12 protein-coding genes are annotated in these 13,521 nt (G+C 68.4%); 2 read left to right on the top strand and 10 right to left on the bottom strand.

The annotated features are described in order from the left end of the window. Nucleotides 1-66: 66 nt before the first annotated feature. Together AC1RGU_RS07035 and AC1RGU_RS07030 are read right to left on the bottom strand one after the other, a co-directional pair. Nucleotides 67-705 (bottom strand): 3-oxoacid CoA-transferase subunit B, encoded by a 639-nt coding sequence (locus AC1RGU_RS07035; RefSeq protein WP_056573812.1) that lies wholly within the window; start codon nt 703-705, stop codon nt 67-69. Nucleotide 706: 1 nt separating this feature from the next. Further along, nucleotides 707-1,510: a CoA transferase subunit A gene (locus AC1RGU_RS07030; protein WP_062476435.1), complete on the bottom strand. Its 804-nt coding sequence runs from the start codon at nt 1,508-1,510 to the stop codon at nt 707-709. A 93-nt stretch (nt 1,511-1,603) separates the two neighbouring features. Between AC1RGU_RS07030 and AC1RGU_RS07025 the strand changes: the two genes are divergently transcribed. Then, nucleotides 1,604-2,170, top strand: a complete 567-nt coding sequence (locus AC1RGU_RS07025; RefSeq protein ID WP_062476432.1) for a LuxR C-terminal-related transcriptional regulator — start codon at nt 1,604-1,606, stop codon at nt 2,168-2,170. 140 nt (nt 2,171-2,310) lie between these two features. On the opposite strand, the gene AC1RGU_RS07020 is transcribed toward AC1RGU_RS07025, so the two are convergent. Then, nucleotides 2,311-2,772: a GNAT family N-acetyltransferase gene (locus AC1RGU_RS07020; RefSeq protein WP_492685355.1), complete on the bottom strand. Its 462-nt coding sequence runs from the start codon at nt 2,770-2,772 to the stop codon at nt 2,311-2,313. Nucleotides 2,773-2,961: 189 nt separating this feature from the next. On the opposite strand from AC1RGU_RS07020, the gene AC1RGU_RS07015 reads away from it, so the two are divergent. Next, nucleotides 2,962-3,108, top strand: coding sequence for a hypothetical protein (locus tag AC1RGU_RS07015; protein WP_167395007.1), 147 nt, complete (start codon nt 2,962-2,964; stop codon nt 3,106-3,108). 16 nt (nt 3,109-3,124) lie between these two features. On the opposite strand, the gene AC1RGU_RS07010 is transcribed toward AC1RGU_RS07015, so the two are convergent. From AC1RGU_RS07010 to AC1RGU_RS06980, 7 genes are all read right to left on the bottom strand, one after another. Next, the gene (locus AC1RGU_RS07010) at nt 3,125-4,090 is read right to left on the bottom strand and encodes a Bug family tripartite tricarboxylate transporter substrate binding protein (protein WP_492695624.1); all 966 of its coding nucleotides are present in this window, start codon (nt 4,088-4,090) and stop codon (nt 3,125-3,127) included. 47 nt (nt 4,091-4,137) lie between these two features. Next, complete coding sequence (locus AC1RGU_RS07005; protein WP_492695622.1) at nt 4,138-4,518, bottom strand: VOC family protein; 381 nt, start codon at nt 4,516-4,518, stop codon at nt 4,138-4,140. Next, nucleotides 4,515-5,498: a hydroxymethylglutaryl-CoA lyase gene (locus tag AC1RGU_RS07000; protein WP_492695620.1), complete on the bottom strand. Its 984-nt coding sequence runs from the start codon at nt 5,496-5,498 to the stop codon at nt 4,515-4,517. Before AC1RGU_RS07000 ends, AC1RGU_RS07005 begins: the two co-directional genes overlap by 4 nt. Continuing rightward, nucleotides 5,495-6,670 (bottom strand): CaiB/BaiF CoA transferase family protein, encoded by a 1,176-nt coding sequence (locus tag AC1RGU_RS06995; protein ID WP_492695618.1) that lies wholly within the window; start codon nt 6,668-6,670, stop codon nt 5,495-5,497. Before AC1RGU_RS06995 ends, AC1RGU_RS07000 begins: the two co-directional genes overlap by 4 nt. 110 nt (nt 6,671-6,780) lie before the next feature. Continuing rightward, the gene (locus tag AC1RGU_RS06990) at nt 6,781-7,554 is read right to left on the bottom strand and encodes a hypothetical protein (RefSeq protein ID WP_447743447.1); all 774 of its coding nucleotides are present in this window, start codon (nt 7,552-7,554) and stop codon (nt 6,781-6,783) included. Then, entirely contained in the window at nt 7,554-8,252 is a 699-nt protein-coding gene (locus AC1RGU_RS06985) for a phospholipase D-like domain-containing protein (protein WP_487847245.1), read from the bottom strand. Before AC1RGU_RS06985 ends, AC1RGU_RS06990 begins: the two co-directional genes overlap by 1 nt. After that, complete coding sequence (locus tag AC1RGU_RS06980; RefSeq protein WP_492695616.1) at nt 8,252-13,519, bottom strand: DNA repair ATPase; 5,268 nt, start codon at nt 13,517-13,519, stop codon at nt 8,252-8,254. Before AC1RGU_RS06980 ends, AC1RGU_RS06985 begins: the two co-directional genes overlap by 1 nt. Nucleotides 13,520-13,521: the final 2 nt, after the last annotated feature.

Below are 13,521 nucleotides of genomic sequence, written 5' to 3'. Positions count from 1 at the left end.
GCAGGGTCCGCTTGCGCGGCCCTGCCCTTGTTGTTGTCGTTGCGTTCGCGACCTTGTGCGGATGGCTTACTGGATCAGCTTCGCACCGGTCTTGGCCTGCAGCGCGTCGAAGCTCACGCCCGGCGCCAGCTCGATCACCTTGAGGCCCTCAGGCACGACGTCCATCACGGCCAGGTCGGTGATGATGCGGTCGACCACGCCCACGCCGGTCAGCGGCAGCGAGCACTGCTCGAGGATCTTCAGGTCTTCGGTGCCGTCCTTCTTCTTGGCGACGTGTTCCATCAGCACGATCACGCGCTTCACGCCAGCCACGAGGTCCATGGCGCCGCCCATGCCCTTGACCATCTTGCCGGGGATCATCCAGTTGGCGAGGTCGCCCTTGGCGCTGACCTGCATCGCACCGAGGATCGACAGGTTGATCTTGCCGCCGCGGATCATCGCGAAGCTGTCATGGCTGCCGAAGATGGCCGAGCCGGGCAGCGTGGTGACGGTCTGCTTGCCGGCATTGATGAGGTCGGCGTCGACGTTGTCTTCGGTCGGGAACGGGCCGATGCCGAGCATGCCGTTTTCGCTCTGCAGCCAGACTTCCTTGGTGCCGGTGTGATTGGCCACCAGGGTCGGAATGCCGATGCCGAGGTTGACGTAGAAGCCGTCTTCGAGTTCTTGCGCGGCGCGGGCCGCCATCTGGTCTTGGGTCCAGGGCATCTCAGGCTCCTTCTTTCTTGTTGACGGCCTTCACGGCCGATTCGCTGCCGGCGGCGGCGGCCTGGGCGATGGCGGTCTGGGCCTCGACCTTGGCGGCGGCGGCATCGACCGAGGCGCTCACGGTGCGCTTCTCGATGCGCTTCTCGGGCGTGGCGTTGAGCACCAGGCGGTGCACGTAGATGCCCGGCAGGTGGATGTCGTCGGGGGCCAGCTCGCCCACTTCGACGATCTTCTCGACCTCGACGATGCAGACCTTGCCGGCCATGGCGGCGGCGGGGTTGAAGTTGCGCGCCGTGAGACGGAAGCGCAGGTTGCCGGCCTTGTCGGCCACGTCGGCCTTGACCAGCGCCACGTCGGGCACCAGCGAGTGCTCCATGACGTAGGTCTCGCCGCCGAACTCGCGCAGTTCCTTGCCTTCGGCCACTTGCGTGCCCACGCCGGTCTTCGTGAAGAACGCCGGAATGCCCGCGCCGCCGGCGCGCAGCTTCTCGGCCAGCGTGCCCTGGGGCGTGAATTCGAGGGCGAGTTCACCGGCCAGGTACTGGCGCTCGAACTCCTTGTTCTCGCCCACGTACGACGCGATCATCTTCTTGATCTGGCGCGTCTCTAGCAGCTTGCCGAGGCCGAAGCCGTCGACGCCCGCGTTGTTCGAGATGACGGTGAGGTTCTGCACGCCGGAATCCTTCAGCGCGTCGATCAGCGCTTCGGGAATGCCGCACAGGCCGAAGCCGCCGACCGCGAGCGTCTGCCCGTCGGCCACGACCCCCTTGAGTGCCGCGTCTGCGGAGGGATAAATCTTGTTCACTCGGGCTCCTTGATGGGTGGTGGAGAGTGGGTGGGAAAGGCTTCAACGATACTACCTACTCGTATACGTAGTATTTCGTAATGGTGACACCCGATGCCCGAGATCGATTACCGGCTGGCTTTTGAACATGCACCCGTCGGCATGGTGGTCTCGAGCAACCGCACCATCGTCGCCTGCAACCAGCGCGTGTGCGAAATTTTCGGCGCGGAGCCCTCTGCATTGGTCGGGCATTCGTTCAGCATCCTGTACCCCAGCGTGGCGGAGTTCGAGCGCATCGGCAAGCGCATGGAGCCCTTTTTGAACGCCAGCGGCCACTACGCCGACAACCGCATGATGAAGCGCCTGGGCGGGCTGCACGGTGCGCTGGCCGGGGAGACCTTCTGGTGCCACGTCACCGGCCATGCGATGAACCGCGCGGCGCCGCACGAAGCCGGCATCTGGACCTTCGAGGACCTGGGTTCGCGACGCGCGGTGAAGGCGGAGCTCACGCCGCGCGAGCGGGAGGTGGCGGCGCAGGTGATGCGCGGGCTGACTTCCAAAGAGATCGGGAAGGCTCTGGGCATCAGCCATCGCACGGTGGAGCTGCATCGGGCGCGGTTGATGCGCAAGTACGCGGCGGCGACGACTGCGGAGCTGGTGCAGAAGTTGATTGCGGGGTGATTCCTTCAGGGCGCGTGCACAGGCCACCGGGTACTTCCCTCCGCGAATGTCCCCCGGGGCTTCGCCCCTCCTCCTTGATTTCGCTGCGGGAAGCACCCAGTGTCCTGCGCACACCGAGTGCGGTCGTGGTGCGGGGCGCGCTAGAGCACCATCTCCATGCGGACCAGATCCCGCAGCGGAATGCCGTTCTGCTTCGTCGCCTTGCCCCAGCGGCGCACGAAGTAGTCGACGTCGACCCCGACGATGCGAAAGCCGAAGCGCTGGTAGAAGGCCAGCTCGCGCAGGCTGCTGTTGCCTGTGCCGACTTCGAGCCGGTGCGCGCCGCGCTGCCTGGCAAGAGCTTTCGCCTTCTTCAGCATCGCGGTGCCGATGCCCTGGCCCTTGTGGGCTTCAGCCACGGCGATGTTCATGATTTCCCACGTGTCGACGCGCGTGGCCATGAGCACCATCTGGCCGACAACCTCGCCGGCCTGTTCGGCCAGCCATTGCTCGCCGCGCAGCAGGTACTTTTCGATCTCGGGGCGCGGGCCGTCCGCGTCGAACAGGAGCGGCCAGGGCACGGCGTCCGCCGGGGTGGCCGTGCGCATCGTCAAACCCTTCATGCGAGTGTTTCGTTCTTTCCGTTGCATGACTCCATTCTGAGTTCTGGGCAGAAGTTCCCTGCCAGAGGCCCCGGATCGTTGCGAAAACGGAAACGCCGTGTCGACAAAACCCATGCGCCATCGCCCATCGAGAGGCCTATCGTGGAACCCACGCGAACACACCGTTCGCCCCACACAGGAGCAGACACCATGTCCACACCCCTTCATTCGGAAAAGAACCTCCTTCAGCAAACCAGGCTGTCCGTGGCCCAGGCCCGCGCGCTGGCCGGGCACCAGGTGCCCGTGGCGCTCGGCCTTGCGGCGGTGATCCTGTCGGTGCTGGGCGTCAAGCCCTGAGCCTGGCCGGGGGCCTTCACTCCGGCTTGATGTCGGCGCCCTTGATCACCTTCGACCAGGCTGCGAGTTCCTGGTCGACGAACCTGCCCAGCGTGGCCGGGTCCATGTAGGTCGCGAAGGCGCCCTGCTCGTCCACCTTCTTGCGGAAGGCCTCGCTCTCGACGATCTTCCTGATCTCGGCGCTGAGCTTGTTCACCACCTCGGGCGGCGTCTTCGCCGGGGCGAACACCGCGAACCACGACTCGACCTCGTAGCCCGGCAACCCGGCCTCGGCCGAGGTCGGCACGTTCGGCATCGACGCGTGCCGCTTGCTGCCCGTGTACGCCAGCGCCTTGATGCGCCCGCCCGCGAAGTGGCCGATGACCGAGGGCGGCGTGGTGATGAAGATGTCGACATTGCCCGCCACCAGATCGTTGATGGCCGGCCCCGAGCCCTTGTAGGGCACGTGCGTGGCCGGCTGCTTGGTCTGGCGCGACAGCAGCTCGCCCGCGATGTGCTGGATCGAGCCGTTGCCCGACGAGGCGTAGAACAGGCCGCCCTCCTTCTTCCTGCCGTACTCGATGAGTTCCTTCATCGAGGTCACCGGCAGCTTGCCGCTCACCGCGACCACGTGCGGCGCGCGCATCACCATCGCCACCGGCACGAAGTCTTTGGTCGGGCTCCAGCGCAGGTTCGGGTACAGCGACGGGTTGCCAACGTGGTAGCCCGAGTACTGCAGCAGCAGCGTGTAGCCGTCGGGCGCGGCGCGGGCCACGAACTCGGTGCCGATGTTGCCGCTGGCGCCGGGCTTGTTGTCGACCACGACCGGCTGGCCCAGCGCGCGCTGCAGCGGGTCGGCGACCAGCCGCGCCATGATGTCGGTGGAGCCCGCGGGTGCCGTGGGCACCACGAAGGTCAGGGGTTTGGAAGGCCAGGTGTCGGCGTGCGAGGCGGCAGCGGCCAGCGCGAGGCCGACCGCGAGCAGGCGGTGAGCGGGTTTCATGGGTTTGTCTCCGGTGGTTTTTGTGGACTGTCTTCAGGCTGTGCGCGTCAGGGGGCCAGCTCCGAAATCTCGATGAGATTCAGGTCGGGGTCGCGCACGTAGACCGAGCGGATGCGCGACGTGGCGCCCGTGCGCATCACGGGGCCCTCGAGGATCGGCACGCCCTGCGCTTGCAGCCGCGCAATGACTTCTTCGAGCGGCACGCTGGCGATGAAGCACAGGTCGAGCGAACCGGGCGTGGGCAGCTCGGCCTTCGGCTCGAACTCGTGGCCCTTCACGTGCAGGTTGATCTTCTGGTGGCCGAAGCGGAAGGCCTTGCGGCCGGCGCCGAAGGTTTCCAGCGTCATGCCCAGCGCCTCGATGTAGAAGCGCACGCAGGCTTCTTCGTTGGCGGTCGTGAGCACCAGGTGATCCAGGTGGTCGATCATGCGTTCTCCTTCTTGATGGGGCGCGCCTTTGCGCGTTCGACGATGGCGTTGAAATCGGCCGGCGGCGCATGCCGCGTCAGCCGGTGGCCGGCGCGCGAGACCTGACTCGACAGTTCGTGCAGCACGAGCGACTCGAGTTCAGCCGCAACGCCGATCAGGCCCTCAAGGTCCATGCCGGTGTCGTAGCCCATGCACTGCAGCATGTGGACCACGTCCTCGGTCGCGACGTTGCCCGTCGCGCCCGGCGCATAGGGACAGCCGCCGATGCCGCCGAGCGACATGTCGAGCCGGCGGATGCCCGCCTCGACCGCGGCGATGGTGTTCACCAGGCCCATGCCGCGCGTGTTGTGGAAGTGCGCCGTCCATTCCAGTGCCGGGTGCCGCGCGCGCACGGCCTCGCACACGGCTTGCACTTGCGTGGGATAGGCCATGCCGGTGGTGTCGCACAGCGTGAGGCCCTGCACGCCCAACGCCGCGAAGCGGTCGATCCATCCGAGCACCGTTGCCAGCGGCACCTCGCCTTCCATCGGGCAGCCGAACACGCAGGAGAGCGACACGTTCACCGGCACCCTCGCCTGCCTCGCCAGCGCGATCACCTCGGCCAGTTGCGCGAACGACTGCTCGCGCGTCATCCGCAGGTTGCTGAGGTTGTGCGTCTCGCTGACCGACATGACGATGTTGAACTCGCCAATGCGGCTTTCGAGCGCGCGCTCGGCGCCGCGCACATTCGGCACCAGCGCGGTGTAGACCACGCCCGGCCGGCGCGCGATGCGCTGCATCACTGCTTCGCCGTCGCGCAGCGCGGGAATCGCCTGGGCCGAAGTGAACGAAGTGACCTCGATCTTGGCGTAGCCGAGCGTGCCGAGCCGGTCGATCAACGCGACCTTGTCGTCCGTGGGGATGAAGCGGCTTTCCATCTGGAAGCCGTCGCGCGTGGCGACCTCGTTGATGAACAGCCGCGTGCCGTTTCCGGTTTTCATACGGTGGCCTCGCTGTCGGTGGCGCGCACCGGCCAGCCGGCGCCCTGCAGGTCCGCCGTGTGCTCACCCAGGCGCGGCGCCGCATGCGCAATGCGCCCCGGCGTGGCACTGAGCTTGGGCACCACGCCCGGCACCTTGAGCAGCGCACCGTCGGAGCCACGCGCTTGCACGATCATCTCGCGCGCCAGGTACTGCGGGTCGGTCGCGATGTCGGCCACCGTGTAGATGCGCCCGACCGGCACGCCCGCCGCGTCGAGCACGGCCAGCACCTCGTCGCGGCTGCGCTGCAGGGTCCAGGCTTCGATGGCGGCGTCGATCTCTTCGACACGCAGCACGCGGCCGTCGTTGTGCACGAGCCCTGCGTCGTTCTCGAGGTCCGCCCGGTCGATGGCGCGCATCAGCCGGCGGAAGATGCTGTCGCCGTTGCCCGCCACCAGCACGTAGTGGCCGTCGCTGCAGCGGTAGGCGTTGGTCGGCGCGATGCCCGGCAAGGCGCTGCCGGCCCGCTCCCGCACGGCGCCGAAGGCGTCGTACTCGGGCAACAGGCTTTCCATCACGTTGAAGACCGACTCGTAGAGCGCCACGTCGATGAACTGGCCCTCGCCGCCGTGCGCCGTGCGGTGGTGCAGCGCCGTGAGCACACCGATCACGCCATGCAGCGCGGCCAGCGTGTCGCCCAGCGAGACGCCTACGCGCACCGGCACCCGGCCGGGCTCGCCGCTGAGGTAGCGCAGCCCGCCCATCGATTCGCCGAGCACGCCGAAACCCGGCTTGTCGCGGTAGGGGCCGGTCTGCCCGTAGCCCGAGATGCGCAGCATGATGAGCCGCGGGTTCAGCGCATGCAGCTGCTCCCAGCCCAGGCCCCAGCCTTCGAGCGTGCCGGGTTTGAAGTTCTCGATGAGCACGTCGGCCTCGAGCGCCAGCGCGCGCACGGCCTCCTGCCCTTCGGCGCTGCGCAGATCGAGGCACACCGAGCGCTTGTTGCGCGACTGCACCTCCCACCACACCGAGGTGCCATCGCGCAGCAGCCGCCACTTGCGCAGCGGATCGCCGACGCCGGCGGGCTCGACCTTGATCACGTCGGCGCCGAACTCGGCGAGCGTCTTGCCGGCGAATGGGCCGGCGATGAGCTGGCCGAGCTCCAGCACCTTCAGGCCTTCGAGTGCGTTCATCTTTGTCTGTCTCCAGGTGGGTTGCCCCGACTCTAGGAACAGATGGCGATGAACGGAATTGCTCGGATGGCAGCAGGCCTTCGCGAAACGCGAAGACCCTGCGGTGCGCCCTACTTTTTCTTCAGCGTGGACGCAGGCCTGGCAACCACCAGCGGCTCGGCCGGCGTCTTCACCCAGCCGCGCAGCATCACGCCCAGGCAGATGCCGGCCGCGAAGATGAGCCAGTACACCCACGAAGGCAGGTTCTCCACACCGCTGTGCAGGTTCATGCCGAAGGCCGCGCCGACGGCCATGAGCGGAAAGGTCAGCGCGGCGATGGTGTTGAGCTTGTGCTGCGCACGGCTCATCTCGAGGGCCGAGTGCGCCTGCGCCTCGGCGGCGCGTGCGAGCCGGTAGTCGAGCGACATGCGCGTGTCGGCCAGCAGCAGCTCGAAGCCGCGTGCGATCTCCACCGCGAGGTCGCGCTGGTCGATGAGCATCAGGTCGCCCTTCACCGCATCGCGCGCGGCCTGCAGCGTGTCCTGCATGTTCCGGGCGGCGCGGGTGAGCGGGATCAGCGGCCCGAGGATCTGGAACAGGTCTTCCGAGGTCTCGGCGGCCTGGTGGCGGATCTCGAAGGTGCTGAACGCCGCGCGGTAGCTTTCGAGCAGCTTGGCGAGCGCGCGCTCGCCGGGGTTGTTGCCCTTGTGCAGCCACGCGCCGTCCGGCTTGCGCAGGAACACGATGGGCTTGCGTTCGGCGCCGGTGCCCGAGGGCGGCTCGTGCAGGATCACCATCAGATGCTCCTGCTCGTGGATGATGCGCTGCGCGCCGTAGGTGCTGCCGCCCAGCCGCTGCTGCATGGCGGCGGGCAGTTCCCAGTCGTAGTCGATTCGTCTTGGCATCAGGGGGCCTGCAGTTCTTTCCACAAGGTGTCGAATTCGTCCGCGAAGCGGCGCACCAGCGGCGGGTCGTTGCTCAGCACCAGGTTCTCCTCGTTGTACTCGCAGGCGCTGCGGGTCCAGTTGTAGCTGCCGTTGAGCAGCCGCGCGCCGTCGAAGATCGCGAACTTGTGGTGCATGTGGGCCTCGGTGCGGTCCACCGCCACCGGAATGCCGGCCGCGCGCAGCTGGCCGACGTCGCTGCCGCGGTCGTATTCCTTGTCGTTGTCGGTGATGAAGCGCACCGTCACGCCGCGCCGGTGCGCCGCCAGCACCTCGGCGGTGATGCGGTCGTCCGAGAGCGTGAACACGCACAGGTCGACCGCGCGCTTCGCCGTTCTCAGCTGCTGGTTGATCGCCTGCAGGCAGGCGGTGCCGGGGCTGAAGTAGGCCTGCGAGCGCACCGTGACGCTGTCGGGCGATCGGCCGGTGTCGATCGCGCGCACCACGCCTTCGAGCCACTTGAGCAGCGACAGCTGCTCGGGGTCGGCGGTGCGCGAGCGCACGAGGTCGAAGGCGCGGTTGCGCAGCTGACGCAGGCCGTCTTCGGGGGGCGAGGCCTCGCGCAGGGTGTGGACCAGCACGCGGCGCTCGTCGTCGCTCAAACGCGCGTCGACCATCGTCGCGTCGAGCTGGGCCAGCAGTTCGGGCAATGCGGACATCACTGATCCTTGTCGGTTTTGGGCGGAGATGGCGGCGGTGCCACACGCTTGGGCGCGGCCCGCGTGGCCTGCACCTCGGCGGCGAGGCGCTCCATGTCCTGCTTGATCGAGCGGTCGAGTTCGAGCCGACGTTCGGTGGCGGTCACCAGCGGCAGGATCAGCTCGCGGTAGGTCACGGCGATCTGCAGCATGGCATCGGCCAGGCGCTGGCTCTCGTTCGGCCCCTCTGCGACAGGCTTGGGCTCGGGCTTGAGCGCGTCGACCGCGCGCGCCACGTCGAGCATGCTGCTCGCGATGCGCTGGCTGCCGTCCACGTCGGCGCCGCCGAGCTTGCGCTGACGCACGAACTCGTCGCAGATGGCGGTCCAGCGGGCGCTCTCCTCCGGCGTCGGGCTGCCGAGCAGCTGGGCCAGGCGCAGCAGGTTTTCTTCCGCGCCGGTGGTCAGCGTCTGGGCCTCGCCGCGGTAGTGGTCGCGCAGCAGTGCGTCGAGCTCGTCGTCGCGCATCAGCGGCGTGATCTTGCCCGCGAGCTTGGTCATGTTGCGGTAGCTGCCCTGCAGCTTGAACGGCGGCGCGGTGCGGTAGCTCTCCTGCTGCGCAGCCGAGGCGATGTAGGCCAGGTTGACCTTCAGCAGCAGGTCTCGCGCGCGGAACAGGCGCTGCAGCAGCGCCTTGATCTCTTCCAGCTCGACCGAACTGTAGGCGTGCGAGAGCGCGCTGCTCGGCACGTCGTGGCCCTGCGCCATCTTCACCAGCAGCTGCACGTCCTTCGGATCGCGCGAGGCCAGCGGCATCAGCGTGGGGTTGGAGGTCAGGCTGTTCTCGATGTACGAGAGCGCGAACGCCGCCTCGCGGCCCGAGAGCACGTCGCCCAGGTTGTAGATGTCGGCGCGGTTGGCCAGCATGTCCGGGATCTTGAACACGTCGCCCGACTCGGTGTAGGGGTTGCCCGCCATCACGATCGCGAAGCGTTTGCCGCGCATGTCGTAGCTGCGCGGCTCGCCGTTCCACACACCCTCGATGCGGCGCGTGCCGTCGGCCAGCGCGATGAACTTCTGCAAAAACTCGGGGCTGGTGTGCTGGATGTCGTCCAGGTACAGCATCACGTTGCTGCCCATGGCCAGGCCCAGGTTGAGCTTTTCCAGCTCCTGCCGCGCGGCGCTGTTGGGCGCGTTCACCGGGTCGATGGCCGTGACGCCATGGCCGAGCGCCGGACAGTTGATGCGCACGAAGATCAGGCCGAGCCGGTCGGCCACGTACTCCATGAGCGTGGTCTTGCCGTAGCCGGGCGGCGAGATCAGCAGCAACAGGCCCATGCGGTCGGTGCGGCTGCCCTCGCCCGCCGAGCCGATCTGCTTGGCGAGGTTGTCGCCGATGATGGGCAGGTACAGCTCGTCGATCAGCTGGTTGCGCACGAAGGTCGACAACGGCTTGGCCTGGAACTGGCTCAGCTTGAGCCGCGCCTTCTCGCGCTCGAGCAGCTCGTGGCGCAGGCCGTGCAGCGCCTCGTAGCCCGGCACCGCGTGCAGGGTGTGGAACAGGAAGCGGCGCCAGAAGTCGTTGAGGTTCAACGTCAGGCGCCCTTCGGCGACGCGCGGGTGCTCGCCGCGCAGACCCTCGACGGTGCGGTCGAGCGCCGCATTGACGCGGGTGCGCTGCAACGGCATGGCCAGCACGCTGGCCGCGTCGTCGGTCCAGTCGACCGATTGCGGCGCCTGGTGCGTCGCGTACGCGCGCACCCAGTCGCGCGCCAGGCGCCAGCGCTCGGCCGGCGGTGCGGCATCGAGGTCGTGCTGCCACGCGTCGCGCCGGCCGCCGCGCTCCAGCTCGCGCAGCAGCGCCGCCGCAAGGTCTTCGCCTGCACCCGACACGGCCCAGGTCTCGCCGCCATGTGGGCCGGCAAGTTCGCGCACGAGGTATGCGGCGGCCTGGTCGCACAAGGTGGTCACGCGGCCGTCGTGCGCGTCGCGTGTTTCGTCGTTTGCGGTGTCGGCCACGGGCAGCAGGTCGGGCACCACGTCGCGGGCGAAGTGATTCAAGGCACGCGCGATGTCGGCTTCGAGCTGCTCCAGCGCATCGCGCCGGCCGAACAGCGCCAGCATCTGCATCGCGGCCCGTGCGCGGCGCAGCATCGATTCGCGGTGCGCGATCAGGTGGCCGTGCTGCCAGTAGAGCAAGGCCAGCGCGCGTTCGGTCGGGCCCCAGGCGAGCAGGCCCGCCTGGTCCTGCATGCCGACGAGCGCGCCCAGCAGGCGCATCGCGTCGTCGTCATGGACGCCCTTCTGGTAGCCCTCCTGGTAGCGCGCCGCGGCGAAGCGGCGCACCATGTCGAGCAGCTGCGGGTGCAGCGGGTCTTCGGCCAGCAGCGTGAGCACCTCGGCCCACGTGCGCTCGGCCTTGCCGTCGAGCAGCGCCTCCAGCAGCCGGCCGGCGAGGTATTCGGCGCGCGACAGCTCGGGGGTCTCGGACACCAGCGACTGGTCCCAGTAGCGCTGCAGCGGCAGCAGCCGGGGTTCATCGACCGGGCTCTGGTAGTCGGTGCCCGTCACCTGGTAGGCCATGCCCTCGTCGCGGGCCACGAGCGTCAGGTCGACCGGCTGGCGGTGCACGGTGAAGGCGTGGCGGCCCAGGCGCAGCGTGTCGCCGCCCTCGCTCACCAGCTCGCGCTTGTCGCGGATGGAACGCAGCGCCTGGTCGCGCGCGGTCTTCAGGCGGGTGTCGAGTTCGTCGGCCGGCACCGCGGCGCCCAACGTGCGCAGGTCGGCGATCAGCGTGTGCAGCTTGCCGATCATCGGGTCGGCCGCGAAGTAGCTGTGGACCTGCGTCAGGTCGCCGAACTGCGCGATGCGGCGCGGAATGCCGTCGAGGATGCGCCCTGCCGCGTCGACCACGCCCTGCGCGCGGCGCTGCCGGGCGTCGACCAGGCTCTGGCGGCGCGCGGACAGCGCCTCGTACACGGTCTCGCGCTTTTCGGCGATGTCGGCCAGGAAGTCTTCCTGCTCGGCGAAGCGGCCTTCGATTTCCTCCAGCTGGGCCAAGAGGCGGGTGAGCGCGTCGTCGCACTTCTCGGGCGTGTCGGCGAACTCCAGCGCGTTCTCGACCGCCTGGCTGAAGAGCTTGAACTGCGCGCCGAATTCGGCACGCGCCTCGGTCGCGCCCAGCGACTTGCGCCGCGCGCGCGCATCGGCGCGCATGCGGTTGATGTCGGCGTAGATCAGCGAGATGCGGTCGAGGATCGACGTGCGGATCACCGCGTCGCCGCCCGGCAGGCTGCCCAGCTGCTCGGTCAGCAGGTCGAGGCCGGCGGCCTGCTCGTCGAGCGTGGCCAGCATCTGCCCAAGCGCGGGCGAGGTAGCCAGGTTGGGCAGTTCGAGCGCGAGCTTGTCCAGCGCCTGGCGCTGGCCGTGGAAGGCCGTGTCGGCCGCCAGGAACTGCATCGCGCGCTCGCCGATGCGCTGCTGCTCGACCTCGAGCGCGGCGTCCATCGCGGCGATGCGTGGCAGGTCGGCGTATCGCAGCTCCTTGAGCATCTGCAGCGCGCCGCGCCGTTCGCGCAGCCGACCCAGCGCCTTCACGAAATCGTCGGGCGCGCGCCAGAGGGTGCTGGCAATGTCGACCAGCAGCGCATGCTGCTCGTCTTCCGCGCGGACCAACGCACGCGCGGTTTCGCGGCGGATGGTGTCGACCTTTTCGAACTCGGCCAGCGTGCTGCGCGCCACCTCGGCGATGCTGCGCAGCTCGCCCATGAGGCCGGTGGCCTCGGGCGCGTCGAGCCAGAAATAGGCGTCGCTCACGCGGGTGCACTGGCGGATCAGGTCTTCGTAGGCGGCGCGCGTGGGCGCCTGTTCGCGCACCGCGCGGGCGATGCCCATGAGATCGCTCACGCCGCGCACCAGCTCGGCGTTGCCGATCTTGCCGAAGAAGCCGGTGGCGGGCGGCTGCGCGCTCACGTGCTCTTCGCTGGCGAACGGCGTCTGCCACAGCTGCATCGGGTGCACGCGCGTGGGCTCGCCGTCTTCGCCGTTGAACACCAGGATGCGGCCGTCGGCAAAGCGCGCGTAGCCGTTGGCGATGATCGGCGTGGCGAGCTTCTTGTCGATCAGGTTGTAGTTGAACAGCGCATAGCGCCCGGGCTTCGGGTCGTAGAAGACATAGGCCACGTCCTCGCCGTTGGGCGAGCGCAGCATGCGCTTGAAACGCAGGTTTTCCACCACCTCGGCCGGCAGGTCGAAGCGCTTGTACTCGCCCGACTGCAGGTAGTAGCCACCCGGAAAGATGATGCCGTGGTCTTCGGGCAGTTGCACGCAGGAGCCGCCGATGGCGTCAATGCGCTCGACCTGCTGCGTGCGGATGTTGAACACCAGGTAGCGCGTGACCTGCTCGCGGTAGGGCTTCACGCGCAGCAGGATCAGCATGCCCAGCTTGGCCCAGGCGATCTCGGCGTCGGTGAGCGACTGGCTCTTGTCCTCCACCGGCTCGCTGTAGATGCCCAAGCCGGTCTCGGTGTTGTTCTCGATCTTGACCGTGAGGTCGCCGCCCAGCGTCTCGACGAACACCGTGTCGAGCACGTTCACGTGCGGGTGCTTGCCGCCGACGTGGTCTTCGCGCGTGGCCACGGTCCACTCGAAGTCGTGGCTCGCGGGCAAGGCGATGTCGCGCTCGCCGCGGTTGTCGATGTAATTGATGTTGCCGTTGCGCTCGATGGCCCAGCGGAACACGCGCACGTCGTGCAGCTGCTGGCCGATCTGGAACGAGGCCAGAAGCTTGTCCTGCGTGACGCGCAGCTGCAGCAGCGTGGCCTGCTTGTAGTAGGCGTAGAGCTCGCGGAAGTCGGAGGCGAAACGCGCGTCTTCCAGGAAGGTGCCGGCCAGCGGCACGGGCTGCAGCTCGTCGTTCTCGGTGGCGGCCTCGCCCGGCGATGCGAGCCGGTACAGGCCGAACACGTCGCCCACGGCCGTTTCCTTGCGCAGGCCGATGAAGACGTTGTAGCCGAACAGCAGCAGGTCGCCGATGCGCACGATGTCGCGCGCCACGGCGTTGTTCTCGGTGCGCGCGCGGGTGCGCAGGATCAGCGCCTGGTCGGAGCGGCCGAACTCGGCCAGCCGCTGCTCGTTGAGCGCCTGCGTCTTCTTGAGCAGGCCCTCGCCCTGGGTTTCGAGCCGCTTCTTCAGCAGGTCGTAGCTGCCGCTGCCGGAGACCAGCGCTTCGGTAGGGTCGATGGGGGCCTGGGCGCCGGGCGGCGCTGCGGTGTCGTCGGTGGGTTGCATGG

The sequence above is a fragment of the Variovorax sp. GW823-FHT02B07 genome (assembly GCF_058797695.1).
This window is presented reverse-complemented; position numbering and strand designations above follow the sequence as displayed.

What these genes read in the sequence shown, in the direction of transcription:
- AC1RGU_RS07035 (WP_056573812.1), bottom strand. Translation starts at nt 705, where the DNA reads ATGCCCTGGACCCAAGACCAGATGGCGGCCCGCGCCGCGCAAGAACTC.
- AC1RGU_RS07025 (WP_062476432.1), top strand. Translation starts at nt 1,604, where the DNA reads ATGCCCGAGATCGATTACCGGCTGGCTTTTGAACATGCACCCGTCGGC.
- AC1RGU_RS07020 (WP_492685355.1), bottom strand. Translation starts at nt 2,772, where the DNA reads ATGAAGGGTTTGACGATGCGCACGGCCACCCCGGCGGACGCCGTGCCC.
- AC1RGU_RS07015 (WP_167395007.1), top strand. Translation starts at nt 2,962, where the DNA reads ATGTCCACACCCCTTCATTCGGAAAAGAACCTCCTTCAGCAAACCAGG.
- AC1RGU_RS07010 (WP_492695624.1), bottom strand. Translation starts at nt 4,090, where the DNA reads ATGAAACCCGCTCACCGCCTGCTCGCGGTCGGCCTCGCGCTGGCCGCT.
- AC1RGU_RS07005 (WP_492695622.1), bottom strand. Translation starts at nt 4,518, where the DNA reads ATGATCGACCACCTGGATCACCTGGTGCTCACGACCGCCAACGAAGAA.
- AC1RGU_RS07000 (WP_492695620.1), bottom strand. Translation starts at nt 5,498, where the DNA reads ATGAAAACCGGAAACGGCACGCGGCTGTTCATCAACGAGGTCGCCACG.
- AC1RGU_RS06995 (WP_492695618.1), bottom strand. Translation starts at nt 6,670, where the DNA reads ATGAACGCACTCGAAGGCCTGAAGGTGCTGGAGCTCGGCCAGCTCATC.
- AC1RGU_RS06990 (WP_447743447.1), bottom strand. Translation starts at nt 7,554, where the DNA reads ATGCCAAGACGAATCGACTACGACTGGGAACTGCCCGCCGCCATGCAG.
- AC1RGU_RS06985 (WP_487847245.1), bottom strand. Translation starts at nt 8,252, where the DNA reads ATGTCCGCATTGCCCGAACTGCTGGCCCAGCTCGACGCGACGATGGTC.
- AC1RGU_RS06980 (WP_492695616.1), bottom strand. Translation starts at nt 13,519, where the DNA reads ATGCAACCCACCGACGACACCGCAGCGCCGCCCGGCGCCCAGGCCCCC.